The sequence below is a fragment of the Roseateles sp. genome, assembly GCF_965229315.1.
Taxonomy (GTDB): Bacteria; Pseudomonadota; Gammaproteobacteria; order Burkholderiales; family Burkholderiaceae_C; genus Pelomonas.
This window is the reverse complement of record NZ_CBDDJA010000001.1, coordinates 92,902-118,286: the sequence shown is the minus strand read 5'-3', so window position 1 is coordinate 118,286 and position 25,385 is coordinate 92,902. Positions and strand designations below refer to the sequence as shown.

Annotated in this window: 18 protein-coding genes, 2 tRNA genes and 3 rRNA genes; 13 read left to right on the top strand and 10 right to left on the bottom strand. The window is 64.9% G+C overall.

Translation table 11 applies throughout. The annotated features are described in order from the left end of the window. The first annotated feature begins 52 nt into the window (after positions 1-52). Both lipB and lipA read left to right on the top strand, forming a co-directional pair. Entirely contained in the window at positions 53-721 is a 669-nt protein-coding gene (lipB, locus tag ACO07H_RS00530; protein ID WP_422010008.1) for a lipoyl(octanoyl) transferase LipB, read from the top strand. Next, positions 718-1,701 carry a lipoyl synthase gene (gene lipA, locus ACO07H_RS00525; protein WP_422010006.1) on the top strand — a complete coding sequence of 328 codons (984 nt, stop codon included), beginning with the start codon at positions 718-720 and terminating at the stop codon, positions 1,699-1,701. The genes lipB and lipA overlap by 4 nt, the downstream gene beginning before the upstream one ends. Before the next feature lie 12 nt (positions 1,702-1,713). Here the strand turns inward: lipA and ACO07H_RS00520 are convergent, their stop codons facing one another. The 4 genes from ACO07H_RS00520 to ACO07H_RS00505 all read right to left on the bottom strand — a co-directional run bounded on the left by ACO07H_RS00520 (position 1,714) and on the right by ACO07H_RS00505 (position 5,999). Then, the gene (locus ACO07H_RS00520; protein WP_422010004.1) at positions 1,714-2,709 is read right to left on the bottom strand and encodes an N-acetylmuramoyl-L-alanine amidase-like domain-containing protein; all 996 of its coding nucleotides are present in this window, start codon (positions 2,707-2,709) and stop codon (positions 1,714-1,716) included. Positions 2,710-2,801: 92 nt separating this feature from the next. Beyond that, on the bottom strand, positions 2,802-3,290 hold the full coding sequence (locus tag ACO07H_RS00515) for a TlpA disulfide reductase family protein (protein ID WP_422010003.1): 489 nt from the start codon (positions 3,288-3,290) through the stop codon (positions 2,802-2,804). Between the two features lie 22 nt (positions 3,291-3,312). Next, positions 3,313-4,413 (bottom strand): hypothetical protein, encoded by a 1,101-nt coding sequence (locus ACO07H_RS00510; protein ID WP_422010001.1) that lies wholly within the window; start codon positions 4,411-4,413, stop codon positions 3,313-3,315. 338 nt (positions 4,414-4,751) lie between these two features. Next, complete coding sequence (locus ACO07H_RS00505) at positions 4,752-5,999, bottom strand: CaiB/BaiF CoA transferase family protein (RefSeq protein ID WP_422009999.1); 1,248 nt, start codon at positions 5,997-5,999, stop codon at positions 4,752-4,754. 37 nt (positions 6,000-6,036) lie between these two features. Between ACO07H_RS00505 and ACO07H_RS00500 the strand changes: the two genes are divergently transcribed. The 3 genes from ACO07H_RS00500 to ACO07H_RS00490 are packed head-to-tail and all read left to right on the top strand — an operon-like array spanning position 6,037 to position 7,227. After that, positions 6,037-6,555 carry a hypothetical protein gene (locus ACO07H_RS00500; protein WP_422009997.1) on the top strand — a complete coding sequence of 173 codons (519 nt, stop codon included), beginning with the start codon at positions 6,037-6,039 and terminating at the stop codon, positions 6,553-6,555. 10 nt (positions 6,556-6,565) lie between these two features. Then, positions 6,566-6,961 carry a PTS sugar transporter subunit IIA gene (locus ACO07H_RS00495; RefSeq protein ID WP_422009995.1) on the top strand — a complete coding sequence of 132 codons (396 nt, stop codon included), beginning with the start codon at positions 6,566-6,568 and terminating at the stop codon, positions 6,959-6,961. Beyond that, complete coding sequence (locus ACO07H_RS00490) at positions 6,958-7,227, top strand: HPr family phosphocarrier protein (RefSeq protein WP_422009993.1); 270 nt, start codon at positions 6,958-6,960, stop codon at positions 7,225-7,227. The genes ACO07H_RS00495 and ACO07H_RS00490 overlap by 4 nt, the downstream gene beginning before the upstream one ends. 8 nt (positions 7,228-7,235) lie before the next feature. On the opposite strand, the gene ACO07H_RS00485 is transcribed toward ACO07H_RS00490, so the two are convergent. Then, the gene (locus ACO07H_RS00485; RefSeq protein ID WP_422009991.1) at positions 7,236-8,048 is read right to left on the bottom strand and encodes a GNAT family N-acetyltransferase; all 813 of its coding nucleotides are present in this window, start codon (positions 8,046-8,048) and stop codon (positions 7,236-7,238) included. Positions 8,049-8,162: 114 nt separating this feature from the next. Between ACO07H_RS00485 and ptsP the strand changes: the two genes are divergently transcribed. The 7 genes from ptsP to ACO07H_RS00450 all read left to right on the top strand — a co-directional run bounded on the left by ptsP (position 8,163) and on the right by ACO07H_RS00450 (position 17,304). Beyond that, positions 8,163-9,938 (top strand): phosphoenolpyruvate--protein phosphotransferase, encoded by a 1,776-nt coding sequence (gene ptsP / locus ACO07H_RS00480; protein WP_422009987.1) that lies wholly within the window; start codon positions 8,163-8,165, stop codon positions 9,936-9,938. A 696-nt stretch (positions 9,939-10,634) separates the two neighbouring features. After that, positions 10,635-12,158: ribosomal RNA gene (locus tag ACO07H_RS00475) — 16S ribosomal RNA — on the top strand. Positions 12,159-12,348: 190 nt separating this feature from the next. Then, positions 12,349-12,425, top strand: a tRNA-Ile gene (locus ACO07H_RS00470). Positions 12,426-12,453: 28 nt separating this feature from the next. After that, positions 12,454-12,529, top strand: a tRNA-Ala gene (locus ACO07H_RS00465). Between the two features lie 326 nt (positions 12,530-12,855). Then, positions 12,856-15,734 (top strand): 23S ribosomal RNA (locus tag ACO07H_RS00460). Between the two features lie 214 nt (positions 15,735-15,948). Then, positions 15,949-16,061: ribosomal RNA gene (rrf, locus tag ACO07H_RS00455) — 5S ribosomal RNA — on the top strand. The 16S, 23S and 5S rRNA genes sit together here with 2 tRNA genes alongside, the layout of an rRNA operon. Positions 16,062-16,374: 313 nt before the next feature. After that, entirely contained in the window at positions 16,375-17,304 is a 930-nt protein-coding gene (locus ACO07H_RS00450) for a UDP-2,3-diacylglucosamine diphosphatase (RefSeq protein WP_422009985.1), read from the top strand. Here ACO07H_RS00450 and asd read toward each other — a convergent pair. The 3 genes from asd to ACO07H_RS00435 are packed head-to-tail and all read right to left on the bottom strand — an operon-like array spanning position 17,291 to position 20,480. Then, entirely contained in the window at positions 17,291-18,208 is a 918-nt protein-coding gene (asd, locus tag ACO07H_RS00445; RefSeq protein ID WP_422009983.1) for an archaetidylserine decarboxylase, read from the bottom strand. The genes ACO07H_RS00450 and asd overlap by 14 nt on opposite strands. Positions 18,209-18,211: 3 nt before the next feature. Continuing rightward, entirely contained in the window at positions 18,212-19,858 is a 1,647-nt protein-coding gene (locus ACO07H_RS00440; RefSeq protein WP_422009981.1) for an aminotransferase class III-fold pyridoxal phosphate-dependent enzyme, read from the bottom strand. A 4-nt stretch (positions 19,859-19,862) separates the two neighbouring features. Then, complete coding sequence (locus ACO07H_RS00435; RefSeq protein WP_422009979.1) at positions 19,863-20,480, bottom strand: hypothetical protein; 618 nt, start codon at positions 20,478-20,480, stop codon at positions 19,863-19,865. A gap of 116 nt (positions 20,481-20,596) precedes the next feature. On the opposite strand from ACO07H_RS00435, the gene ACO07H_RS00430 reads away from it, so the two are divergent. Further along, complete coding sequence (locus ACO07H_RS00430; protein ID WP_422009977.1) at positions 20,597-21,838, top strand: glycosyltransferase family 4 protein; 1,242 nt, start codon at positions 20,597-20,599, stop codon at positions 21,836-21,838. A 47-nt stretch (positions 21,839-21,885) separates the two neighbouring features. On the opposite strand, the gene lplT is transcribed toward ACO07H_RS00430, so the two are convergent. Further along, positions 21,886-23,160 carry a lysophospholipid transporter LplT gene (lplT, locus tag ACO07H_RS00425; RefSeq protein WP_422009975.1) on the bottom strand — a complete coding sequence of 425 codons (1,275 nt, stop codon included), beginning with the start codon at positions 23,158-23,160 and terminating at the stop codon, positions 21,886-21,888. 59 nt (positions 23,161-23,219) lie between these two features. After that, positions 23,220-25,301 (bottom strand): catalase, encoded by a 2,082-nt coding sequence (locus tag ACO07H_RS00420; RefSeq protein ID WP_422009972.1) that lies wholly within the window; start codon positions 25,299-25,301, stop codon positions 23,220-23,222. Between the last annotated feature and the right edge of the window lie 84 nt (positions 25,302-25,385).

Sequence of the window (25,385 nt, the reverse complement as noted above, 5' to 3'; positions counted from 1 at the left end):
GCGAGTCGGCTTGAAGAGGGCAGGGCTTACAGCGCCTGCCTATGATGCCTGCATGATCGTCAAGACCCTGGGGCGGGTCGATTACCTGCCCACGCTGGAGGCCATGCGCGCCTTCACGGCGGCCCGCGACGCCCACACGCCGGACGAGCTGTGGCTGTGCGAGCACCCGCCGACCTTCACGCAAGGCCTGGCCGGCAAGCCGGAGCACCTGCTGCTGCCGGGCGACATCCCGGTCGTCGCCACCGAGCGCGGCGGCCAGGTCACGTATCACGGTCCCGGGCAGGTGACGGCCTACCCGCTGGTGGACCTGCGCCGGCTGGGCATCTTCGTCAAGGAATACGTCTTCCGCCTGGAGACGGCCCTCATCCAGACGCTGGACAGCTACGGCGTGACGGGGCTGCGCGTCGGTGGTGCGCCGGGCATCTACGTGCGCCCGGACGACCCCGGCAGCCACGCGGCGCTGGCCGGTCCGGCGAACCCGAAAGACGCCTTCAGGGGCCTGGCCAAGGTGGCGGCCCTGGGCATCAAGGTCAGCCGCCACTGCACTTACCACGGCCTGGCGCTGAACGTCGCTATGGACCTGGAACCCTTCCTGCGCATCAATCCTTGCGGCTACGAAGGGCTGCAAACCACATCCCTCGATAAACTCGGGGTTTTCACCGACTGGCCGACCGCGGCCGGGCGGCTCGCCGAGCGGCTCTCGGCACAGTTCACGTCATGACCATGTCCGACACGACCACCTACGACCCGACGATCAAGCAAAAGGCCGAGGCCAAGACCTCCCGCATCCCGATCAAGATCGTGCCGGCCGAGGTGCTGAAGAAGCCCGACTGGATCCGCGTCAAGGCCGGCTCGCCCAGCACGCGCTTCTACGAGATCAAGCAGATCCTGCGTGAGCACAAGCTGCACACGGTCTGCGAGGAGGCGAGCTGCCCCAACATCGGCGAGTGCTTCGGCAAGGGCACGGCCACGTTCATGATCATGGGCGACAAGTGCACGCGGCGCTGCCCGTTCTGCGACGTGGGCCACGGCCGGCCGGACCCGCTGGACGTGGACGAGCCGCTGAACCTGGCCAAGACCATCGCCGCGCTCAAGCTCAAGTACGTCGTCATCACCAGCGTGGACCGCGACGACCTGAAGGACGGCGGCGCCGGCCATTTCGCCGAGTGCATCACCCAGGTCCGCGCGCTCAGCCCCGCGACGCAGATCGAAGTGCTGGTGCCGGACTTCCGCGGCCGCGCGGATCGCGCGCTGAACATCCTGAAGGCCGCGCCGCCGGACGTGATGAACCACAACCTGGAAACTGCGCCGCGCCTGTACAAGGAAGCGCGCCCGGGGTCGGACTACCAGTTCAGCCTGGACCTGCTCAAGCGTTTCAAGGCGGAAGTGCCGGGCGTGCCGACCAAGAGCGGCATCATGGTGGGCCTGGGCGAGACGGACGACGAGATCCGCCAGGTCATGCGCGACATGCGTGCGCACGACATCGACATGATCACCATCGGCCAGTACCTGGCGCCCTCGGGCCACCACCTGCCGGTGCGCCGCTACGTGACGCCGGCGCAGTTCAAGCAGTTCGAGCAGGAAGCCTACGAACTGGGCTTCACGCACGCGGCCGTCGGGGCGATGGTGCGAAGCAGCTATCACGCGGACGAGCAGGCCCACGCGGCGCTGAACCCGACGGCGGCCTCCACCGCGGCCTGATCAGCCGCTTGATCAGCCGCCGAGGGCCGCCGGCCGTGCGGGCCGCGGCTGCGGCGCCATCGGCGGCACCTGCGGCGCGTCGTTCAGGCGCAGGAACTTGAAGCCTGCCAGCGCCGCCTTGTTCTGCCCGGCCTGGCGTGCGTCGCGCTCGCCCAGGCGGGCGATGAAACCCTGCAGCGTCTCCTCGCGCACCTGCGGCTCGGCCGAATGCAGGATGTGCCGCGAGCCGTAGGCGCCGGTGACGATCAGGCCCACATGCGAGGCCCAGGCATCGCTGCCGCGGGCCGAGATCACGTTGACGAAGTCGCCGTCCTGCAGCTGCGCTTCGATGGCGGCCACGTCCTGCTTGGCGATGTAGACGTCGTCGAAGGGCTGGACCGCGATGTCGCGCTCGATCTTGAACTGCTTGCGCAGGAAGTTCTGGCGGTCGATGCGCTGGTGGTAGGGCTGCGTCGGCGCACCCAGCGTGCGGGTCACGTCGGTCACCAGCCAGCGGTTGGCGATGTTCCAGTCGGCTTCGGTGTAGTGGTTGCGCGTGGCCACGCCGATGACGCCGTCGCGGTAGCGGATGCGCTGCAGCACCCAGAAAAACTCCTCCCAGGACGCGCTCAACGCCATCGCGTAGGTGTGCTCGGCGAAGACGACGCAGTCGCTCTTGGTCAGGTCGAACAGCGGCTGGCTGTCGTAGGTCTCGTACGGGAACTCGCCCAGCAGGAAGAGCTCGTAGGGCTGGCCGATGTTCTTGCGCGCCAGCGCCGCGATGCGCTGGCGCAGCAGGGGTTGGTCCAGCTGCTGCCAGGCCAGGAAGCGGCCGACCTCGGCGGGCTGCATGCGGTACAGCGGCTTGTTCAGCAGATCGGACAGTTCAGGAGCGGCTAGGCCGACGCGTCGCGCCGCGTCCAGTTGTGCCGCGGTGGGCTCGGTGCGCGGTGGCGTGACGGTGGCAGGCTGGTGGGCGCAGGCGGCCAGCAGCAGCGTGACGGCCAGGGCGGCAAGGGTCTTGGTCATGGCCGCAGTGTCAGCCGCCGGCGGGCGTTGCGGCCATGAGAGCTTGTGCAGCGCCCATAACGCGAGAACGGAAGTCGCGTGTGCGGCGGGCGTCAGGCCTCGACGAGCAGCTTCTCGATGAGCGCGTGCAGCGCGGCGAAGTCGGGTTCGCCGATGTAGCGCTTGACGATCTCGCCGCGCTTGTTGATGAGGAAGGTCGTCGGCGTCATCTGCACCTGGCCGAACGCGTTGGCCACGGCACCGGTGTTGTCGATGGCCACACCGAACGGCAGCTTGCGCGTCTCGGCGTACTTGGCGACGAAGGCCGGCGGGTCGTAGCTCATCGCCACGGCCAGCGTGTCGAAGCCGCGCGCCTTGAACTTGTCATGCGTGGCGACGATGCTGGGCATTTCCGCCACGCAGGTGGCGCAGCTGGTGGCCCAGAAGTTCACCAACATCACCTTGCCCTGCCAGTCACGCGAGCTGGAGGCCTTGCCGTCCAGCAGCACGTAGCCGACCTCGGGGGCGCGCTCGCGGGCGCAGCCGCTCAGGGCTGCCGTGCAGGCGAGGGCGAAAGCGGCGAGGGTGCGGCGCGTCAACATGGCCACGATTCTACGAAGGGCGTCAATTCCTTCGTGCCAGCTCGAACATCAGCAGCGATGGCAGCGCGTCGGCCAGGTTGCGCCGCGAGATGCGGGCGACGCCGTCGCCTGTGGCGGTGGAGAGCTGGGTGCGGTGCTCGCCGTCGAACATCTCGACGAAGGCGAAGTCCGGCGCGTCGCGCATCACGTCGGCGATGAGCTGCAGCATCGGCTCGCTCATCTGGCCGGCGTCGAACAGCAAGGCATGCGGCAGCCCCTCGCGGCAGAACTGCTCCGCCTCGGCCACGCTGCCCACCACATCCACCAGCATGCCCATGTGGCGCACGGCGGCCTGCGCGTCGGCGCGCAGTTCGCGGTTGGCGGACAGGATCAGCAGTTGGCAGCCGGCCAGCGGGCGGGAGTTGCCGCCCAGGCGCGCGGCTTCGGCTTCGAGGCGGCTGTGCGTGTTGTCGGGCGGCGGCGCCTCGTCGGGTGCGAGCTGGTTGAACTCCAGCGTCAGCAGCGTGATGCCGGCCTCCTGCTCGCGCAGCGGCAGCACGCCCAGCGTGATGGCCGTCTGTTCGAGCAGCCGCCAGGCCAGCGAATCCAGGCCTGCTGCCGAGGCGTGCGTGTCGGCCTCGTCGCCCAGCAGCTCCAGCGAGCGGTGGGCGAAGCGGCAGCTCAGCCGGGCCTTCACGGGCCACGGCGTCAGGTCCAGCCGCAGGTCCACCGACGAATGGGTGTTGGCCAGCGCCCAGTCCATCAGCGCGTTCAGCAGCCCGAACAGCAGTGCGCCATCGGCCCAGATCTCGACCGCCTTCAGCGACTGGCGCACCTGCACGCCGCGCGCCTGCGTCTCGCGGCTGCGCTGGGCCAGCACGCTGCGCAGCATCTGCGTGAGGTTCTGGCGCTCGCGGTTGAGCCGCAGGCGGCCGGAGGCGAGGCGTGACAGCTGCTGGCCCAGCATGCCGGCCGTGCGGGCGTCGTCGACGCTGCGGCGCAGCAGGCGCAGGCCGCGGCGGTCGATCTGGCCGGTGGTGGCGAGGTTCTGGATCTGCTCCAGCGCCGCGCTCAGCGGCCCGGCGATCTCGGCGCCCAGCTGCTGGACGATTTCTGCCCACTGCACCGGGGACGGTTCAGGCATGACATCGTTGGCGGCATTGGTTGGCGCTGAAGAAGGCGGTGTGGACATGACCCGGTGACGGCGAACCTGCGGCGGATGGTTCTAGGTGGTCGGCCCGCCGCAGTGCGTAGGCGCATGCTCCGGATTGCCGGCCCCGACCTCCATCCCCCAGCCGGGGGGAAACCCTTGGTTCAGGGGTGGGTTTGCCCGCACGGAAAGGCGCGTTAGGCATGCCGCTGCGCCCTGGCGGACCCAAACCCGCTGCCAGGCGGGTGGGTTTGCCCGCACGAAAGGACGCGTTAGGTCTGCCGCTGCCGCCCGGCAGACCCAAACCCGCAGCCCAGCGGGTGGGTTTGTCCTCACGAGATGACGCCTGTGGCGCGCCAATGCCTGATGTCTTCCTCGTCACATCCGGCTTCGCGCAGCAACTCGTCGCTGTGCTGGCCCAGCAGCGGCGGCGCATGCCGGTAGCTGACAGGCGTTGCCGACAGTTTGATCGGGCTGGCGATCAGGCGCAGGTCCGGCGTCAGCGGGTGGGGCATGCCCACCACCGAGCCGCGCGCCTGCGCCTGCGGGTCGTCGAGCGCCTCGGCGATGGAATTGATCGACCCGCAAGGCACCTTGGCAGCCTCCAGCGCGGCCAGCCAGTCGGCGCGCGGTCGCTGCCGCACGGCGGCCTCCAGCAGCGGCACGAGGACGGTGCGATGGCGCACCCGCTCGGCGTTGGTCGCGAAGCGCACGTCGGCCGCCCATTCCGGCCGGCCGGCGATCTCGCAGAACTTGGCGAACTGCCGGTCGTTGCCGACGGCCAGGATCAGGTAGCCGTCGCTGGCCTCGAAGGTCTGGTACGGCACGATGTTCTGGTGCGCGTTGCCCATGCGGCCCGGCGCCTTGCCGCTGCACAGGTAGTTGCTGCCCAGGTTGGCGAGCATGGCGAGCTGGGTGTCGAACAGCGCCATGTCGATGACCTGGCCCTGGCCGGTGGCATCGCGATGGCGCAGCGCGGCCAGGATGGCCACGGTGGCATACATGCCGGTGAACAGGTCCGCCACCGCCACGCCCACCTTCTGCGGCCCGCCGCCGGGCAGGTCGTCGCGCTCGCCGGTGACGCTCATCAGCCCGCCCATGCCTTGCACGGCGTAGTCGTAGCCGGCGCGCTCGGCGTAGGGACCGGTCTGGCCGAACCCGGTGATGGAACAGATGACGAGGCCGGGGTGGTCGGCCAGCAGGCTTTGCGCGTCCAGCCCGTAGCGGGCCAGATCGCCGACCTTGAAGTTCTCGACCAGCACGTCCACCTGGCCGGCGAGCCTGCGCACGATGGCCTGGCCCTCGGGCCGGGACAGGTCCACGGCCAGCGAGCGCTTGTTGCGGTTGGCGCCGAGGAAATAGGCCGCCTCGGAGGTGTCTTGCCCGTCGGTGTCCTTCAAGTAGGGCGGGCCCCAGGCGCGCGTGTCGTCGCCGCTGCCGGGGCGTTCGATCTTGATGACATCGGCGCCCAGGTCGGCCAGGGTCTGCGTGCACCAGGGGCCGGCCAGCACGCGGGACAGGTCCAGCACACGCACGCCGGTCAGCGCTTGCGGTGCGGTCGAGGAAGGCTGATCTTGCATTGCGGAATTGTCGGTGGGCCGTGCCGATAATTCAGCCATGCACCCGAGACTGACCGCCGGATTTGCCCTAATGCTGATGCTGTCGGGCTGCCAGCCTGCGCTGAATTGGCGCGAGGCCCGTCCGCCCGGCGCCGGTGCTGCGGCGCTGTTTCCTTGCAAGCCCGACGTGGACCAGCGCGCGGCGCGGGCTGGCGAAGGGGCGATGGGCCTGGCGCAATGCGAGGCGGGCGCGTTGCGATTTGCGTTGTCCTGGGCCGACGTGCCCGACGCGCCGCAGGCCGGTGCCGCCCTGAAGGCCATGCCGCAGGCGCTGGCGGCCAAGGTCGGCCAGCCGCTGCCGGCGGCCGCAGTGGTGCGGGTGCCGGGCATGACGCCCATGGCCGAGGCACTGCAATACCGGCTGGCAGGTGCGGGCGGCGTGACGCGGGTGGCCGTTTTCGCCTATGGCGGGCGGGTCTACCAGGCCGTCATGACCGCGGACCCTGACAACGCGGCCGCGTGGGAGAGCTTCCTGGGCGGACTGCGTGTCGGTGCCGCCGCCGAAGCCGCCCGGTAACATCCCGGCCATGCCCCATCTGCTCGTCATCGCTCACGCGCCGCTGGCTTCCGCGCTGCGCCAGGTGGCGGAGCACACGTTTCCGGACTGCGCGCCGACGCTGACCGTGCTGGACGTGACGACGGACATGTGCGCGGCCGACGTCGAGACGGCGGCGCGCGCGCTGATGGCGGTCGACGGCCAGGACTGGCTGGTGCTGACCGACGTGTTCGGCGCGACGCCCTGCAACGGCGCGCTGCGCCTGGCCGGCGAGCGGGTGCAGGTGCTCAGCGGTGTGAGCGTGCCCATGCTCTGGCGCACGCTCTGCTACGCCAGCCAGAAACCCTTGACCGAGCTGGCCCGGCGCGCCGTGCAGGGCGCGGTCAGCGGCATCGTCGCCACGCCTCCCTTGCCCCCGGACGAATGATCAAATCCACCCTCACCATCAGCAACAAGCTGGGTCTGCACGCTCGCGCGTCCGCCAAACTCACCAAGCTGGCCGGCAGTTTCAAGTGCGAGATCCACATGAGCCGCAACGGTCGGCGCGTGAACGCCAAGAGCATCATGGGCGTCATGATGCTTGCCGCCGGCATGGGCTCGACGGTGGAGCTGGAGACGGACGGCGACGACGAGCAGGCGGCGCAGGATCAGATCACCGCGCTCGTCAACGACAAGTTCGGCGAGGGCCAGTAGCCGCTGTCTCAGCCTGCCGGGCGGCGAAAGCGCGCCGGCAGGTCGGCCGTGCGCAGCAGCAGCGGCAGGTCGGCGGTGTTGAAGTCGGGGTCCCACGCGGGCTCACCCATCAGCCTGGCACCGCAGCGCAGGTAGCCGCGGATCAATGCCGGCGGCTCGACGGCCAGGTCCTGGCGCAGATGGGCGATGGGCAGCGGCAGGCGCGGGCGCACCTGGCGGTCGATGGGGGCGAGGTGCGTGGCGGCGATCTGCTTCCACAGGCTGGCCGCGAAGTGGCCGCCGTCGCGCATGCTGACGCTGGCGCAGCCGATGACGGTGTCCAGCCCGTTGCGTGTCATGAACTCCGCCAGCGCACCCCACAGCGCAAGGATGGCGCCACCGCTGCGATGGTCGGGATGCACGCAGGCGCGGCCGATCTCGACGAGGCGCGGGCGCAGCGAGCGCAGCCGGGTCAGGTCGAACTCGGTGTCGCTGTAGAGCCCACCGGCGCGAATGGCCGCCGCCGGCGTCAGCACGCGGTAGGTGCCAACGACGGGACCGGGTTCGCCGTCGGCGCCGCTGGCGCGCACCAGCAGGTGCTCGCAATAGGCGTCGAAGAGATCGATATCCAGCCCCGCCGGTGCACCATTGGGCATGGCCAGGCGCGCACCCATCTCGACGGCGAAGACCTGGTAGCGCAGCGCCTGGGCCTCGCGCACGTCGGCGTCGCTGCGGGCCCAGCTCACGCTGAGGCGGGTGGCGGACGATGCAGGGCGCTCGGCGCGCTGCAGCACGGGGGCATGCGACACCGCATGCGAGAGGATTCGATGACCAGGGTTCATGCCCTGCATGCTCCTGGTCCGGTTTGACGCTGCGGTGAAGCCGTCATGAAAGAACCGTGACGCCAGGGCCAGCGCAACGCGCTACATTGAGCCTCCGATCTGTGGGGTGAGCTGATGAGCTTTCAGGTGTTCGGCATTGCGGTCTCGCGCGGCGTTGCCATCGGCCGCGCGGTGCTGGTGGCGTCCAGCCGCGTCGACGTGGCGCATTACTTCGTCGCGCCGGAAGAGATCCAGGCCGAGATTGAGCGCCTGCTGCGTGGGCGCGATGCCGTCGTGCAGGAGCTGGACACGCTGAAGCAGGAACTCCCGGGCGACGCGCCGCACGAACTCGCCGCGCTGCTCGACGTCCACATGATGCTGTTGAACGACGAGGCCTTCACCGGCGGCGCCAGCCACTGGATCATCCAGCGCCACTACAACGCCGAGTGGGCGCTGTCGGCTCAGCTCGAAGTGCTGGCGCGCCAGTTCGACGAGATGGAGGACGACTACCTGCGCGAGCGCAAGGCGGACCTGGAGCAGGTGGTCGAACGGGTGCTGGGTGCGCTGGCTCAAGAGCAGGGCAAGGCGCCCAAGCCGGTGACGCCGCGGGACTTCGGCGGCGAGGACCCGCTGCTGCTGGTGGCTGCGGACATCGCGCCCGCCGACATGATCCAGTTCAAGCGCAGTGTCTTCCGCGGCTTCATCACCGACATCGGCGGCAAGACCTCGCACACCGCCATCGTCGCGCGCAGCCTGGACATCCCGGCCGTGGTGGGCACCCGTGAAGCCTCGCGCCTCATCATGCAGGACGACTGGGTCATCATTGATGGCGATGCCGGCACCGTGATCGTGAACCCGTCGCCCATCATCCTGGAGGAGTACCGCTTCCGTCAGCGCCAGAGCGAACTGGAGCGTGCGCGGCTGGCACGTTTGCGGCATACACCGGCCGTCACGCTGGATGGCGAGCAGGTCGAGCTGCATGCCAACATCGAGATGCCCGTCGATGCCGAGGCCGCCGTGCTGGCCGGGGCAACCGGGGTCGGCCTGTTCCGCAGCGAGTTCCTGTTCATGAACCGCGAGGGCGAACTGCCCAGCGAAGAGGAGCAGTTCATCGCCTACAAGGCGGCGGTTGAGGCCATGAAGGGCATGCCGGTGACGATACGCACGGTGGACGTGGGCGCCGACAAGCCGCTGGACCGACTCACCGTGAACGAGCTCCGGCATGAGCATGTGCTCAACCCGGCCATGGGGCTGCGGGCGATCCGCTGGAGCCTGGCGGAGCCCAGCATGTTCCGCCAGCAGCTGCGGGCCATCTACCGCGCCAGCGCGTTCGGCAAGGTCCGGCTGCTGGTTCCCATGGTGGCGCATCTGGGCGAGGTCCGGCAGATTGTCGAGACCGTGCGCCGGGTGCAGCAGCAATTGACGGATGCGGGCCATGCGTTCACGCGCGTCGAGCTGGGCGTGATGATTGAGATCCCTGCGGCAGCGGTGATGCTGCCGCTGCTGCTGCGGCACGTAGACTTCGTGTCCATTGGCACCAATGATCTGATCCAGTACACGCTGGCCATCGACCGTGCCGACGAGGCCGTCGCCCATCTGTACGACCCCTGGCATCCGGCGGTGCTGCAACTGATCCACCAATCGATCGCGCAGTCGCGCGCGGCAGGCAAATCGGTCAGCGTCTGCGGCGAGATGGCAGGCGACCCCGATTTCACGGAGTTGCTGCTGGCGATGGGGCTGCGCAGCTTCTCCATGCATCCATCGCAGATTCCAGCGGTGAAGCAACGCATCCTGCGCGCCGACTCCCAAAGGCTGGCTGCCGCGTTGCCGCGCGTGCTGGAGAGTGAGGATCCGCAGGCGGTCGCTGAGAAGGAGCTGGCGTCAGCAAGGTCTGGATCACTCGTTCACTGACGGCGGTTGGATCGCGACCTGCGCGAGTCAGCGGAACTCGCCCCCTGTAGATATAGAGGATCGGCTCGTAGTACTGAGCCGCCCGGTGCGGGCGCATTGCAAAAAATGGCGTGGTTTCTTGCGCTGCTGAAAAACCTTGTGCTACAGTCGTGGGCTTCGCTGATCACAACGCAGCGCTTGTCGGGAACGGCAGCTAGCGGCGGAAGGGGTTGGTGAAGCGGGCCGAAAGGCTTGAGGGCGAGCTGGAGAGTTCGTTGAGTGCTTCGAAAGAAATTTTGAAAAGTACTTGACGGCACTGCGAAAGCAGATCAAAATCTCGCCTCTTTGCTGCTGACGAAGCGCTGAAATCGGAAACGAAATCAAGCGAGCCGGAGTGGTAGGGAAAGCAAGTTGTTGAGTATCTCGAAAATAAAATTTCAAAATACTTGACGACGAAGCAAAAAGCAGATTAGAATCTCGCTTCTTTGCTGCTGACGAAGCAAACTGAGAAATCAGCGAAACGTCAGCGACGCGAAATGAGTTAAAGCTCAGTTTGCGATGCTCTTTAATAATTCACAGCCGATAAGCGTGGGCGTTTGAAGTGAAGTGATGTTGTCAGGTGACTGATGACGGTCCTTCGGACTTTAAACGCTCACGGAAATTAGATTTGAACTATGCAAATGGTTTAAGTCGATTCCGTTGAGTAAATTCAAGATCGAACTGTAGAGTTTGATCCTGGCTCAGATTGAACGCTGGCGGCATGCCTTACACATGCAAGTCGAACGGTAACAGGTTAAGCTGACGAGTGGCGAACGGGTGAGTAATATATCGGAACGTGCCCAGTCGTGGGGGATAACTGCTCGAAAGAGCAGCTAATACCGCATACGACCTGAGGGTGAAAGCGGGGGATCGCAAGACCTCGCGCGATTGGAGCGGCCGATATCAGATTAGGTAGTTGGTGGGGTAAAGGCCTACCAAGCCTACGATCTGTAGCTGGTCTGAGAGGACGACCAGCCACACTGGGACTGAGACACGGCCCAGACTCCTACGGGAGGCAGCAGTGGGGAATTTTGGACAATGGACGCAAGTCTGATCCAGCCATGCCGCGTGCGGGAAGAAGGCCTTCGGGTTGTAAACCGCTTTTGTCAGGGAAGAAACGGCTTTTTCTAATACAGAGAGCTAATGACGGTACCTGAAGAATAAGCACCGGCTAACTACGTGCCAGCAGCCGCGGTAATACGTAGGGTGCAAGCGTTAATCGGAATTACTGGGCGTAAAGCGTGCGCAGGCGGTTATGCAAGACAGATGTGAAATCCCCGGGCTCAACCTGGGAACTGCATTTGTGACTGCATAGCTAGAGTACGGTAGAGGGGGATGGAATTCCGCGTGTAGCAGTGAAATGCGTAGATATGCGGAGGAACACCGATGGCGAAGGCAATCCCCTGGACCTGTACTGACGCTCATGCACGAAAGCGTGGGGAGCAAACAGGATTAGATACCCTGGTAGTCCACGCCCTAAACGATGTCAACTGGTTGTTGGGAGGGTTTCTTCTCAGTAACGAAGCTAACGCGTGAAGTTGACCGCCTGGGGAGTACGGCCGCAAGGTTGAAACTCAAAGGAATTGACGGGGACCCGCACAAGCGGTGGATGATGTGGTTTAATTCGATGCAACGCGAAAAACCTTACCTACCCTTGACATGTCTGGAATCCTGAAGAGATTTGGGAGTGCTCGAAAGAGAGCCAGAACACAGGTGCTGCATGGCCGTCGTCAGCTCGTGTCGTGAGATGTTGGGTTAAGTCCCGCAACGAGCGCAACCCTTGTCATTAGTTGCTACGAAAGGGCACTCTAATGAGACTGCCGGTGACAAACCGGAGGAAGGTGGGGATGACGTCAGGTCATCATGGCCCTTATGGGTAGGGCTACACACGTCATACAATGGCCGGGACAGAGGGCTGCCAACCCGCGAGGGGGAGCTAATCCCAGAAACCCGGTCGTAGTCCGGATCGTAGTCTGCAACTCGACTGCGTGAAGTCGGAATCGCTAGTAATCGCGGATCAGCTTGCCGCGGTGAATACGTTCCCGGGTCTTGTACACACCGCCCGTCACACCATGGGAGCGGGTTCTGCCAGAAGTAGTTAGCCTAACCGCAAGGAGGGCGATTACCACGGCAGGGTTCGTGACTGGGGTGAAGTCGTAACAAGGTAGCCGTATCGGAAGGTGCGGCTGGATCACCTCCTTTCTAGATAGATCGAGCCTCGTTTGTTCTTCGGGACAGGCAGAGCGAGATCGCTAAGAGCGAAAGCTCAAGCACTTTGCTTTAAGCGCCCACACTTATCGGCTGTCATACAACAGTGAGTGAAATTGCGTGAGCCTGTTGAGCTGGCCTCGACAGGCTGACGATAAACAGAGTTCATGCGCACGGTTCGCGTGGGTCTGTAGCTCAGTCGGTTAGAGCACCGTCTTGATAAGGCGGGGGTCGCTGGTTCGAATCCAGCCAGACCCACCACGGCTTCAAAGCGATTTGAAGGTACCCCGGGGGATTAGCTCAGCTGGGAGAGCACCTGCTTTGCAAGCAGGGGGTCGTCGGTTCGATCCCGTCATCCTCCACCAGTTTCACTCATTCAAGTTGGTAAACCTTAGCGAATAGGAATGTTTGCTGAGGTTTACCAGCTCTTGATCTGCAAAGATCGGCTGTTGTTCTTTAACAATTTGTAGAGTCGAATCAGCGCTGCTAGCGGAAAGCGACGAATCGTAAAGGGTTCGAAGCACCGTGCCGCTAGTAGCATTTTGATTGCGTCAACATAGAACTTCAACTGAGCAAGAAATTGTTTAGGTATGAAGAACGGCGTAACGCGTGAATACTCAAAAACAGTTTGGATCTGCGGATCTGAATTGAGTCCTTGACGACACTGCGGTCAGCGGTGTCAAAGTTATAGGGTCAAGTGACTAAGTGCATGTGGTGGATGCCTTGGCGATTACAGGCGACGAAGGACGTGATAGCCTGCGATAAGCTTCGGGGAGCTGGCAAATTAGCTTTGATCCGGAGATTTCCGAATGGGGAAACCCACTCCGCAAGGAGTAACTCTGACTGAATACATAGGTCATTGTGGCGAACCGGGTGAACTGAAACATCTCAGTAGCTCGAGGAAAAGACATCAACCGAGATTCCGAAAGTAGTGGCGAGCGAAATCGGAGTAGCCCTCGCGTTTTAGCATCATGTATATCAGAACGGAATGGAAAGTCCGGCCACAGCGGGTGATAGCCCCGTATGAGAAATGCAAGGTGTGGAACTAGGCGCGAATAGAGTAGGGCGGGACACGTGAAATCCTGTCTGAATATGGGGGGACCATCCTCCAAGGCTAAATACTCGTAATCGACCGATAGTGAACAAGTACCGTGAGGGAAAGGCGAAAAGAACCCCGGGAGGGGAGTGAAATAGATCCTGAAACCGCATGCATACAAAAAGTAGGAGCCCGCAAGGGTGACTGCGTACCTTTTGTATAATGGGTCAGCGACTTACATTCAGTGGCGAGGTTAACCGAATAGGGAAGCCGTAGAGAAATCGAGTCCGAATAGGGCGAATAGTCGCTGGGTGTAGACCCGAAACCAAGTGATCTATCCATGGCCAGGATGAAGGTACCGTAACAGGTGCTGGAGGTCCGAACCGACTAATGTTGCAAAATTAGCGGATGAGCTGTGGATAGGGGTGAAAGGCTAAACAAACTTGGAAATAGCTGGTTCTCTCCGAAAACTATTTAGGTAGTGCCTCAAGTATTACCATCGGGGGTAGAGCACTGTTTAGGCTAGGGGGTCATGGCGACTTACCAAACCTTGGCAAACTCCGAATACCGATGAGTACAGCTTGGGAGACAGAGCACCGGGTGCTAACGTCCGGACTCAAGAGGGAAACAACCCAGACCGCCAGCTAAGGTCCCTAAAATTGGCTAAGTGGGAAACGAAGTGGGAAGGCTAAAACAGTCAGGATGTTGGCTTAGAAGCAGCCATCATTTAAAGAAAGCGTAATAGCTCACTGATCGAGTCGTCCTGCGCGGAAGATGTAACGGGGCTAAGCCAGTTACCGAAGCTGCGGATGTGCAATTTATTGCGCGTGGTAGGAGAGCGTTCTGTAAGCCTGTGAAGGTGGGTTGTGAAGCCTGCTGGAGGTATCAGAAGTGCGAATGCTGACATGAGTAGCGTTAAAGGGGGTGAAAAGCCCCCTCGCCGAAAGCGCAAGGTTTCCTACGCAACGTTCATCGGCGTAGGGTGAGTCGGCCCCTAAGGCGAGGCAGAGATGCGTAGCTGATGGGAAACAGGTCAATATTCCTGTACCGATCAATAGTGCGATGTGGGGACGGAGAAGGTTAGCTCAGCCAACTGTTGGATATGTTGGTTCAAGCGTGTAGTCGTGCCCCTTAGGCAAATCCGGGGGGATTAGATGAGGCGTGATAACGAGTCTGCTTGCAGACGAAGTGAGTGATACCCTGCTTCCAAGAAAAGCCACTAAGCTTCAGCTATTGACGACCGTACCGCAAACCGACACTGGTGCGCGAGATGAGTATTCTAAGGCGCTTGAGAGAACTCTGGAGAAGGAACTCGGCAAATTGACACCGTAACTTCGGAAGAAGGTGTGCCTTTATTAGGTGATCCATTGACTTGGTGAGCCGAATGAGGCCGCAGAGAATCGGTGGCTGCAACTGTTTATTAAAAACACAGCACTCTGCAAAGACGAAAGTCGACGTATAGGGTGTGACTCCTGCCCGGTGCTGGAAGATTAAATGATGGGGTGCAAGCTCTTGACTGAAGTCCCAGTAAACGGCGGCCGTAACTATAACGGTCCTAAGGTAGCGAAATTCCTTGTCGGGTAAGTTCCGACCTGCACGAATGGAGTAATGATGGCCACACTGTCTCCTCCAGAGACTCAGCGAAGTTGAAATGTTTGTGATGATGCAATCTCCCCGCGGAAAGACGGAAAGACCCCATGAACCTTTACTGTAGCTTTACATTGGACTTTGAACAGATCTGTGTAGGATAGGTGGGAGGCTTTGAAGTAAGGTCGCTAGATCTTATGGAGCCAACGTTGAAATACCACCCTGGTGTGTTTGAGGTTCTAACCTTGGCCCGTTATCCGGGTCGGGGACAGTGTATGGTGGGCAGTTTGACTGGGGCGGTCTCCTCCCAAAGTGTAACGGAGGAGTTCGAAGGTACGCTAGTTACGGTCGGAAATCGTGACGATAGTGCATTGGCATAAGCGTGCTTGACTGCGAGACTGACAAGTCGAGCAGGTACGAAAGTAGGACAAAGTGATCCGGTGGTTCTGTATGGAAGGGCCATCGCTCAACGGATAAAAGGTACTCTGGGGATAACAGGCTGATACCGCCCAAGAGTTCATATCGACGGCGGTGTTTGGCACCTCGATGTCGGCTCATCTCATCCTGGGGCTGTAGCCGGTCCCAAGGGTATGGCTGTTCGCCATTTAAAGAGGTACGTGAGCTGGGTTTAAAACGTCGTGAGACAGTTTGGTCCCTATCTTCCGTGGGCGCTGCAAGATTGAGAGAGCCTGCTCCTAGTACGAGAGGACCGGAGTGGACGCACCTCTGGTGTATCGGTTGTCACGCCAGTGGCATTGCCGAGTAGCTAAGTGCGGAAGAGATAACCGCTGAAAGCATCTAAGCGGGAAACTCGTCTCAAGATGAGTCTTGCCGGGGCCTAGAGCCCCCTGAAGGGTCGTTCGAGACCAGGACGTTGATAGGCTGGGTGTGGAAGCGCAGTAATGCGTTAAGCTAACCAGTACTAATTGCCCGTGAGGCTTGACCCTATAACTTTGACAGCTGTGAGTCACATCAAGTGAACGCAGCAAGTCAAGGTGGGTGTTCAAGTTATGTCGTTCTTCGAAGTGACGAAGACGCAATCAAATAAGCTGATTCCGCTGCAGGTATGATTGACCTGCAGTGTGCAGATTGGGTAAAACCAAGTTCTGCTGACTCTACGAATTGGGTTTGTTGACCTCGTCAACAAGCCAACCAGTCAAGTCTGACGACCATAGCGACTTGGTCCCACTCCTTCCCATCCCGAACAGGACAGTGAAACGAGTCAGCGCCGATGATAGTGCGGATTCCCGTGTGAAAGTAGGTCATCGTCAGGCTATTTATTGAAGCCCAGCGCCCAATCTCGAAAGAGATTGGGCGTTTTGCTTTGCGCGACGTCAATTGCGCGCCACCGAAACTCCGGAGAGTCACGGCCGGTGTCGATCTGCCATCAAGATCACCTCTGAACGCATATGCGGTCCGGTATCGAACTGCGCACTCGTGGGGAGGCAGGCGTAACCGCAGACGGTGCAAATATGCCAAAGCGCTTGGCGTACCAACCGCGCGTCGCGCTCCACAGCCACTTCAGCAGCCGACCAGTGGTGCGATGTGAACCACACGTTCACCGTTGCGTCATGGCGCGCGGGCAGCATGCCCGACATGCCGACGACGCAACACCCCAACGCTGCAGCCAGCACCGCCGTCGCCTCCGCGTCGGCCACCGCCGCCGACACGCCCACGCTGTCGGTGCGCACCGTCTGGATTTCGGACCTGCATCTGGGCACGCCCGGTTGCCAGGCCAAAGCCCTGCTCGACTTCCTACGAGATGTGGAGTGCGAGACGCTCTACCTCGTCGGCGACATCATTGACGGCTGGCAGCTGCGCCGCTCCTGGTACTGGCCGCAGGCGCACAACGACGTCGTGCAGAAGCTGCTGCGCAAGGCGCGCAAGGGCACGCGCGTGATCTTCATCCCGGGCAACCACGACGAGTTCGCGCGCAAGTACCTGACGCACAACTTCGGCGGCGTGGACGTGATGGAAGAGGCCATGCACGTGACGGCTGACGGCAAGCGACTGTGGGTCACGCATGGCGACCTGTACGACGGCGTCATCCAGTGCGCGCGCTGGCTGGCCATCGCCGGCGACCTGGCCTACGAATTCACGCTCAAGGCCAACCGCTGGTTCAACCGCATCCGTGCCAAGTGCGGCCTGCCGTACTGGAGCCTGTCGCGCTACCTGAAGCACAAGGTCAAGCGCGCGGTCAGCTACATCAACGAGTTCGAGAATGCGGTGGCGCGCGAGGCGAGGAAGCGCGGTGCGCATGGTGTGGTCTGCGGCCATATCCATCATGCCGAAATCCGCGAGATCGACGGCATCCTGTATTGCAACGATGGCGACTGGGTGGAGAGCCTGACGGCGCTCGTCGAGCACTTCGATGGCCGGCTGGAGATCATCGACCGTGGCGACGAAGCCGCCCTGCCAGGCATGCTGCCCGCAGCAAAGGCCAGGCCGCAGCCCATGGCATTGCCGGTGCCTGCGGCCGCAAAGGCCGCGTCGCCCGAGACGGTCAGCTCAGCTTGAGCAAGGCCTGACCCGCACGGATCTGCACGCCGGACGCGATGCCTTCGGCCAGCTCGAAGCCGGGTGGCACGAAGACGATGATGGTCGAGCCGTGCTCGAACCAGCCCATCTCCTGGCCTTTCACGTATGGCGCGTTGCACGGCATCTCGTTGGCGCCCTTGCGGCCCAGGTGCAGCAGCACATCGAGGAAATGCAGGCGGATGCTGGCAACCAGGATGGCCGCCACGGGCACCAGCGCGATGGCGTGGCCGCTGGCCAGCGTTATGCGCACGACGGCCCGCTCGTTGCGACAGAACAGCCGCTCCACGCGCTTGAGCGCGACGGGGTTCACGTTCCAGGTGTCGCCGCTGAGATAGGTCACGTGCTCCACCGTGCCGTCGGCCGGCGCGTGGAAGCGGTGGTACATCGCCGACGTGAGCCGCAGCGTGATGAAGCGCCCGCCCTCGAACACGCTCGCATCTTGCGTCGGGCCGAACAGCTCGTCGGTCGCGTACGGAAAGCCCTTGGCCTGGTAGACCTGGCCCTGCTCGACGATGCCGGTCGCGCCGATGATGGCGTCGCTGGGGCTCGCGAAGATGTCTGGCCGCCCATCGAACACTCGCGAGCCCGGCTTGAGCTCGCGGGTGAAGCAGTCCTTCAGCGAGCGGAAGCGGGTGTGCTGAGCTTCGCTCAGATCCAGCGGAATGAACCAGCGCCACACGGCAATCGTCAGCTTCGTCAGCAGCGGGCTTTCGATGCGCGAGAAGCGGCCCATCAGCTTGGTGAGTGCGATGCGCGGCACGCGGTTGGTCAGCAGGAAGTTCAGGTCTTCCTGCGCCACCAGGCGCTTGAACCAGCCGGGGCGCGGCAGGGCACGGCCGTCCGTCCCGCCATCCAGCGCGGGCGAGGAGTCTTGGTTCGTCATCGCTCAGAACTTCCGGGCCAGCATCTCGCGGAACACGCTGCGCCGAATGGCCTTGGCCGTCAGCTCCGGCGCCGTCCACCACCAGCCATCGGCGCGCATCTCATCGCAGGCGGCGATGAACCGGTCCGTCACCTGGGCGAACTCGGCGTCGCCATAGTTCAGGCTGAAGATCAGCCGGCCCGTCCCCACCCAGCTCAACGCCAGGCCGTGCTTGCGCAGGTAGAACTGCAGCATCCAGTGGTAGCGGCCGGGCTGCTCGTACATCACTGTCCAGATCGTCGACAGGTTGGCCATGCGCACCGGCGCACCGGCTGCTGCCAGGCGGGCATTGAACTGGGCGCAGCGTGCGTTCCAACGTTCGTCGAGGCCGTCGTACAGCGCGCGAACCTCGGGACGCTCGATGCGCCTCAGGAAGGCGGCCATCGCGGCGACGACATACGGATGCGCGTTGAACGTGCCGCGCGCAAAGCAGATGTCCGCCGGCCGGTCCTCGCGGTAGCGCTGCATCAACGTGCGGCTGCCGCAGACGACGCCCACCGGCAGCCCGCCGCCCAGCGTCTTGCCGTAGGTGACGAGGTCCGCCTTCACGCCGAAATACTGCTGCGCGCCACCTGGTGCGAGGCGAAAGCCCACGAACACCTCGTCGAAGATCAACACGATGCCGCGCGCGGTGCAGACCTCGCGCAGTTGCTTCAGCCACGCGGTGTAGGCCTCGCGGTCGTAGCGGGCGCGGCGGCTGCCGTCGATGAGCGCCGAGTCGCCGGGCGCGTTGACGTTGGGGTGCAGCGCCTGCAGCGGGTTCACCAGCACGCAGGCGATGTCGCGCCGCGTGGCCAGCACCTTCAGCGAGCGCTCGGCCATGTCCTGCAGCGTGAAGGTCTCGCGCGGCGGCAGCGGGTTGCCGGGCCCCGGCTGCACGTCTTCCCACCAGCCGTGATACGCGCCGGCAAAGCGCACCAGGCGCTTCTTCTTCGTGTGATAACGCGCCAGCCGGACGGCCTGCATGACGGCTTCGGTGCCGCTCATGTGGAAGCTCACCTCGTCATGACCGGACACGGCCTTCAGACGGGTGAGCACGTCTAGCACGCAGGGGTGGTACGCGCCGAGCACAGGACCCAGTTCGCGCGCCGTGGCGACGGCCTCGTCGATGCATTCCTTGTACGCGTCATAGCCCAGCACGTTGACGCCATAGGAGCCGGTCAGGTCGTGAAACCGGTTGCCGTCCAAGTCCTCGACCTGCACGCCATCACTGTGCTGCAGAAAGGCGCCGACCTTCAGGTGCTCGCGCAGCACAGGGCTGAACTGGAAGGGCACGCGGTAGCGGCCGGTGAACTTGAGGTCGGAGATGGTGTCGCGCGCTGCTTCGGTGGCGGCCAGCGTCTTCGCAAAACGCGTGTCGAACTCCGCGCCCAGCCGCCGCAATGCGGCGCGGCGCTGCGCGGCGACGTCGGCCGGCGCGCCATCCGCGTTGAAGAACTGCGCCTCGTCATAGGCGTAGCCCGGCACCCAGCGCGCCAGCCGCTTGGCCATGCGCGAGTGGCCGGCCAGCGACCGATGCTTGGCGCGCGACAGCTCGATGCGCCGCTTGGCCGCCGGCAGCAGCGCGAACACGCCCAGCGCCAGCGCCGACAGGGTGAGGGTCTCGTCCATCGGCTCAGTGCGCCTGGCCGTGGCCGACGTGCTCCATGGGGTCGATCAACTGCCCGCGCAGCAGGTAGAAGGGCGACTTCCAGTACAGCAGCACGTCGTGGAAGGGGTCCGTGATGATCTTGAAGCCCCAGGCCAGGCCTTGCATCAGGTTCTGCGTGATCCACAACTGCACGACACGGAACACCAGGCCCGTCACGCCCAGGCAGAACCAGGCCATGCCCACGTCCTCGACATAGCCCTTGAGCCCCACGGCCGGCTCGATCAGGCCGCCCAGCGAAGGCGCCAGCCACAGCACGGCCGGCAGTGCCACCCAGACCGCCATCAGCACGATCTTGCGGCGGATGTTGTAGCCGATCTTGATCTCTTCCTTGTACTCGTCGGTGGCCTGGTTGACGTGGTCATAGCCGCGCGGCTCGAAGAAGAAGTGGCCCGCCTGGCGCGTCGTCATCGACACGCACCAGGCCAGCAGCGCCGCCCAGGCCGGGTTCACGAACACCAGGCCGTACGACACCAGGAAGCTCAGCGCGCTGATGAGGTGCAGGCTCTGGTTGATGCGGCTGTGGTGGTAGTAGCGGTGGTCGTCCCAGCGCTGGGTCTTCAGGGTTTGAAAGAACTCGTTCACGTCCCGTCCTCGTCTGTGGGTGGCAAGCGGGGCGGATGGTGGGCCGGCTGCGTGAAATCCACGTGACGGTCCGGTTGTCATCGTGCTGTTGCATGCGGCCGTGACCATCTCGCGCCATGACGACCTCCACCGACGCCGACGACATCCTGGTTGACGACCTGCCCGCGCCGCGCCACTCGCGCCGGCTCGCGGTGGTGACGGAGACCTATCCGCCCGAAGTCAACGGCGTCGCGATGTCGATGGCGCGTGTGGTGGACGGGTTGAACCGCCGCAACCACGACGTGCAGCTCATCCGCCCGCGCCAGCCGGCCAGGCTGACCTCCGCGCCGAGCGGCAACCCGGCCATCGACGAGGTGCTGACCAAGGGCCTGCCGGTGCCGCTGTACCCCAACCTGCGCATGGGCGTGCCCAGCAAGCGCGCGCTGGTCAAGCTGTGGTCGCTGAAGCGCCCGGACGTCGTGCACATCGCGACGGAAGGGCCGCTGGGCTGGTCGGCGCTGCAGGCCGCGCAGCACCTGGCGCTGCCCGTCACGTCGGACTACCGCACCAACTTCCACGCCTACGGCAAGCACTACCGGCTGGGCCTGCTCTCCAAGCCCATCATGGGCTATCTGCGCAAGTTCCATAACCGCTGCGACGCGACCATGGTGCCGACCGAAGCCATGCGCGTGCAACTGGCGGATCGCGGCTTCGAGCGGCTGAGCGTGGTGGGCCGCGGCGTGGATGCACAGCGCTTCGACCCGGTGCGCCGCAGCGCCGCGATGCGTGAGAGCTGGGGTGCGGGGCCGGACGATCTGGTCATGGGCTACGTGGGGCGTCTCGCGCCGGAGAAGAACCTGGGCGTCGTGCTCGCCGCGTTTGACGCCGTGAAGGCCGTGCAGCCGCGGGCGCGGCTGGTGTTCGTCGGCGACGGGCCGATGCGCGCAGAACTCGCAGCGCGCGTGCCCGATGCGGTGTTCGCCGGGCAGCGCAGCGGCGACGACCTGGCCGCGCATTACGCGGGGCTGGACCTGTTCCTGTTCGCCAGCCTGACGGAGACCTTCGGCAACGTGACGACCGAGGCCATGGCCAGCGGCTGCGCCGTTGTCGCGTTCGATAGCGCGGCGGCGGGGGAGCTGATCCACAGTGGCGTGAATGGCTGGCTGGCGGGGGCGGGCCGGGAGGCGGATTTCGTGGCGGCGACACGCGTGGCGGCGCTGGATGCGGGCGCGCGGCGCGCTGTGGCCGAGGCTGCGCGCACAACGGCGCGGCGGCTCGATTGGGGCGACATCACGGCGCGGTTCGAGTCGGTGCTGGAAGGAGCGATCGCGCGTGTCGAACCGCCGTTGCTGCTGGCTGGACTGCGGGCCGTGGCTTGAGGTCGTGAGGCCCGTGCCGGGGCAAATTCCCGGCACCACTCTCGCCATCAACCGCTGCGTTGCCTGGCATCCAGCCCGATCAGCACCGCAATCGCCGAAGCCACCAGCAGCCCCAAGCCGCTGAGCGTCACCCCAATCGCCACCCCCGCCGCCTCGCACCCGGCATACGCCGCCAGCATCACCAGCACGCTCAGGTTCTCGTTGAACCCCTGCACCGCAATCGACCGCCCGGCACTCAGCAGCGTCGCGCCGCGGTGCTGAAGCAAGGCATTCAGCGGCACCACCATCGCGCCACCCACCGCGCCCACCAGAGCCAGCACGACAGCCGCGGTCGCCACGTCGCTGACCTGCGCCACCACCGGCATCAGTAGCCCCAGCGCAACGCCGGCCCACAGCCCGTGCCGCGCCTGGTGCAGCGCCAGCCACCTGCCAGCCGCCGCCGCGCCGCCGATGACGCCCACGGCCACCGCCGCCTGCAGGTAGGCTGCCTGGCTCAGCGGCAGTGCCAGCGCGACGCCCGCCCAGCGCAGCACGGCGAACTGCAGCGTGGCGCCCACGCCCCAGAACAGCGTCGTCGCGGCCAGCGACAGGCCGCCCTCGCGGTCGCGCCACAGCAGCCGGTTGGCGGCGCGGAATTCGCGCAGCAGCGTGGCAGGGTCGTGTGCCGCGCTGCGCTGGCGCCGGCCGTTGTCGCGGATGCCCGCATTCAGCAGGCTGCTCAACGCGTAGATGAGCAGCAGGGCCGCGAGCGAGCCCGTCAGCTTGTCGGCGGGCAAGTCCCAGCCGTCGAACGCGAACGCCAGGTCCGACGCCAGCCACTGCGGGCTCACCAGCGCGCCGCCCAGCACGGCACCCAGCAGCGCGGCGGACACGACGCTGATCTCGATCCAGCCGTTGGCCTTCACCAACGCCTCGGGCGCGGCCATCTCGGTGATGAGGCCGTACTTGGCCGGCGCATACGCCGCCGCGCCCAGGCCCACGACGGCCAGCGCGGCGACGGGGTTCAGGCCCAGCGCCAGCAGCACCAGGCCCAGCATCTTCACCACGTTCATCGCCGCCATCACGCGGCCCTTGGCGAACGCATCGGCCAGCGGCCCCACCCAGGGCGCGAGCAGCACATAGGCCGCCATGAAGCCGACCTTCAGCAGCGGCGCCCACCACGGCGCGAAGCCTTGGCTGCTCAGCAGCGCGATGGCGACGATCAGCAGCGCGTTGTCGGCCAGCGCGGACGCGAACTGCGCACCGATGACCAAGCCGAAGCCACGCGGCAGCGTGGGCCGCGCAGCAGCGAGGGGCGGGGCGTCGGTGGAGGTGGCATGCACGAGCGCCGCACTGTGGCGGCACGGCGTGAAATGCCGATGACGCGGCGGGGTTCAGTGCCTCACGGCAGCGGGTGCACGCGCTCCTCGCGGTCCCACTGCCGTGTCGCGGCCGCTTCGACGAAGACGATGGCCTTGCCGTCCAGCGCGCAGATGCCGTCGTCGGCGACGAGATGCAGCGCTTCGATCAGCATCTTGCCGCCTTCGTCGTGGCCGATGGCCTTGAGATGGCCGTAGGCCTGGCGCACGAAGGTGGCGGCGGTGTCGTCCTGCGCGAGCTGCTGCGCGCTAGCGGACGACAGCACCAGCGCGACCGCGTCGAAGGCCGCGGCGGGGCTGCCGGCCAGGCGGGCGTCGGCGGGCAGATGCGTGCCGTCATTGAGCTTGGCGCCGCCGATGCGGGGTGCCAGCTTCTGCACCTTGGCGCCGGCCTTGCGCAGCGCCTTCTCGACGGCCGCGATGCGCTTGGCGTCGGAGTCGTCGCTGTAGACGATGGCCACGCAGCGGTCCTGCAGCGACGGCGGGCTCTTGTCGATGATGCTCAAGGCGGGCGAGGGCGGCAGGTCCTGCACGGGCGCGGCGGGTTTCGCGGCGGGCGGCAGGGTCGCCATGCCGAGGCCCGCAGCGACGCGCTGGGCCAGGCTGGCCTCGATGACGCGCAGGTGGCCCACCATGCGCTCGCGCACGGCTAGCGTCTCCACCTTGCTCAGCTCGAACACGAGGGCCGACGCGATGTGCGCCTGCTCCAGCACGTTCTGGCTGCGCAAGAACATGCGCGCCTGGCTGTAGTGATCCGCAAAGCTCTCCGGGCGGATGCGTCCCTTCGGGTCCGGCTCGCCGGGCGCGGCAAAGCTTTGGAAGCCGCGCGGCGCCTCATACGGCGCATCGGCCTGCAGGCTGCTGGGCTCGTAGGCCACGCGGCCGGTGGGCACGCGCGTCTGCATGTGGCCGTCGCGCGTCTGCGTGTGGAAGGGGCACTTGGGCGCGTTGATGGGCAACTGGTCGAAGTTGGGCGTGCCCAGGCGCGACAGCTGCGTGTCCAGGTAGCTGAACAGCCGCCCCTGCAGCAGCGGGTCGTTGGAGAAGTCGATGCCCGGCGGCAGGTTGGCCGGGCAGAAGGCGACCTGCTCGTTCTCGGCGAAGTGGTTGGCCGGGTTGCGGTTCAGCGTCATGCGGCCGATCACCTGCAGCGGCACCAGTTCTTCGGGGATGAGCTTGGTCGGGTCCAGGTGGTCGAACGGGAACTCGGCGGCCTGCGCTTCGGTAAAGAGCTGCACGGCCAGGTCCCACGCGGGAAAGCGGCCGTCGTCGATGGCCGTCCACAGGTCGCGCCGGTGCGCGTCGGGGTCGGCGCCGGCCAGTTGCACGGCTTCGTCCCACAGCGTGCTCTGCAGGCCCAGCACCGGGCGCCAGTGGAACTTGCAGAAGGTGCTCTTGCCCTTGGCGTCCAGCAGCCGGAAGCTGTGGATGCCGAAGCCCTCGATGAAGCGCAGCGAGCGCGGCAGCGTGCGGTCGCTCATGGCCCACATGACCATGTGCAGGCTCTCGGGCATCAGCGAGATGAAGTCCCAGAACGTGTCATGCGCGCTGGCCGCCTGCGGGAAGCCGCGGTCGGGTTCCATCTTCACGGCGTGGATGAGGTCGGGGAACTTCATCGCGTCCTGGATGAAGAACACCGGGATGTTGTTGCCCACCAGGTCCCAGTTGCCCTCGGTCGTGTAGAGCTTGACGGCGAAGCCGCGCACGTCGCGCGGCGTGTCCACCGAGCCCGCGCCGCCGGCGACGGTCGAGAAGCGCGTGAACACAGGCGTCTTCACGCCCACCTCGGTCAGCACCTTGGCGGTGGTGTACTTGGCCAGCGACGTGTGCAACTCGAACACACCATGCGCCGCCGAACCGCGCGCATGCACGATGCGCTCGGGGATGCGCTCGTGGTCGAAGTGCGTGATCTTCTCGCGCAGGATGAAGTCTTCCAGCAGCGCGGGCCCGCGCGCGCCCGCCTTCAGCGAAGTCTGGTTGTTGGGCACGGGGATGCCCTGGTTGGTCGTCAGCGGCGGGTGGCTGCCGCCGGCGGTGTGGTGAGGTTCGCCGCCGGTGCCCACCTGGGCTTGGGCAGAAGGGGCTGGGCGGGGTGACTTGGCCATGAAGGCTCCTGGCGTTGGCTGGGTGCGAAGACTCTAGGAAGCCGCCTCGATCACGGGTGTAGGACTTGGCGCTGGATACAACTC

What these genes read in the sequence shown, in the direction of transcription:
- lipB (WP_422010008.1), top strand. Translation starts at nt 53, where the DNA reads ATGATCGTCAAGACCCTGGGGCGGGTCGATTACCTGCCCACGCTGGAG.
- lipA (WP_422010006.1), top strand. Translation starts at nt 718, where the DNA reads ATGACCATGTCCGACACGACCACCTACGACCCGACGATCAAGCAAAAG.
- ACO07H_RS00520 (WP_422010004.1), bottom strand. Translation starts at nt 2,709, where the DNA reads ATGACCAAGACCCTTGCCGCCCTGGCCGTCACGCTGCTGCTGGCCGCC.
- ACO07H_RS00515 (WP_422010003.1), bottom strand. Translation starts at nt 3,290, where the DNA reads ATGTTGACGCGCCGCACCCTCGCCGCTTTCGCCCTCGCCTGCACGGCA.
- ACO07H_RS00510 (WP_422010001.1), bottom strand. Translation starts at nt 4,413, where the DNA reads ATGCCTGAACCGTCCCCGGTGCAGTGGGCAGAAATCGTCCAGCAGCTG.
- ACO07H_RS00505 (WP_422009999.1), bottom strand. Translation starts at nt 5,999, where the DNA reads ATGCAAGATCAGCCTTCCTCGACCGCACCGCAAGCGCTGACCGGCGTG.
- ACO07H_RS00500 (WP_422009997.1), top strand. Translation starts at nt 6,037, where the DNA reads ATGCACCCGAGACTGACCGCCGGATTTGCCCTAATGCTGATGCTGTCG.
- ACO07H_RS00495 (WP_422009995.1), top strand. Translation starts at nt 6,566, where the DNA reads ATGCCCCATCTGCTCGTCATCGCTCACGCGCCGCTGGCTTCCGCGCTG.
- ACO07H_RS00490 (WP_422009993.1), top strand. Translation starts at nt 6,958, where the DNA reads ATGATCAAATCCACCCTCACCATCAGCAACAAGCTGGGTCTGCACGCT.
- ACO07H_RS00485 (WP_422009991.1), bottom strand. Translation starts at nt 8,048, where the DNA reads ATGAACCCTGGTCATCGAATCCTCTCGCATGCGGTGTCGCATGCCCCC.
- ptsP (WP_422009987.1), top strand. Translation starts at nt 8,163, where the DNA reads ATGAGCTTTCAGGTGTTCGGCATTGCGGTCTCGCGCGGCGTTGCCATC.
- ACO07H_RS00450 (WP_422009985.1), top strand. Translation starts at nt 16,375, where the DNA reads ATGCCCGACATGCCGACGACGCAACACCCCAACGCTGCAGCCAGCACC.
- asd (WP_422009983.1), bottom strand. Translation starts at nt 18,208, where the DNA reads ATGACGAACCAAGACTCCTCGCCCGCGCTGGATGGCGGGACGGACGGC.
- ACO07H_RS00440 (WP_422009981.1), bottom strand. Translation starts at nt 19,858, where the DNA reads ATGGACGAGACCCTCACCCTGTCGGCGCTGGCGCTGGGCGTGTTCGCG.
- ACO07H_RS00430 (WP_422009977.1), top strand. Translation starts at nt 20,597, where the DNA reads ATGACGACCTCCACCGACGCCGACGACATCCTGGTTGACGACCTGCCC.
- ACO07H_RS00420 (WP_422009972.1), bottom strand. Translation starts at nt 25,301, where the DNA reads ATGGCCAAGTCACCCCGCCCAGCCCCTTCTGCCCAAGCCCAGGTGGGC.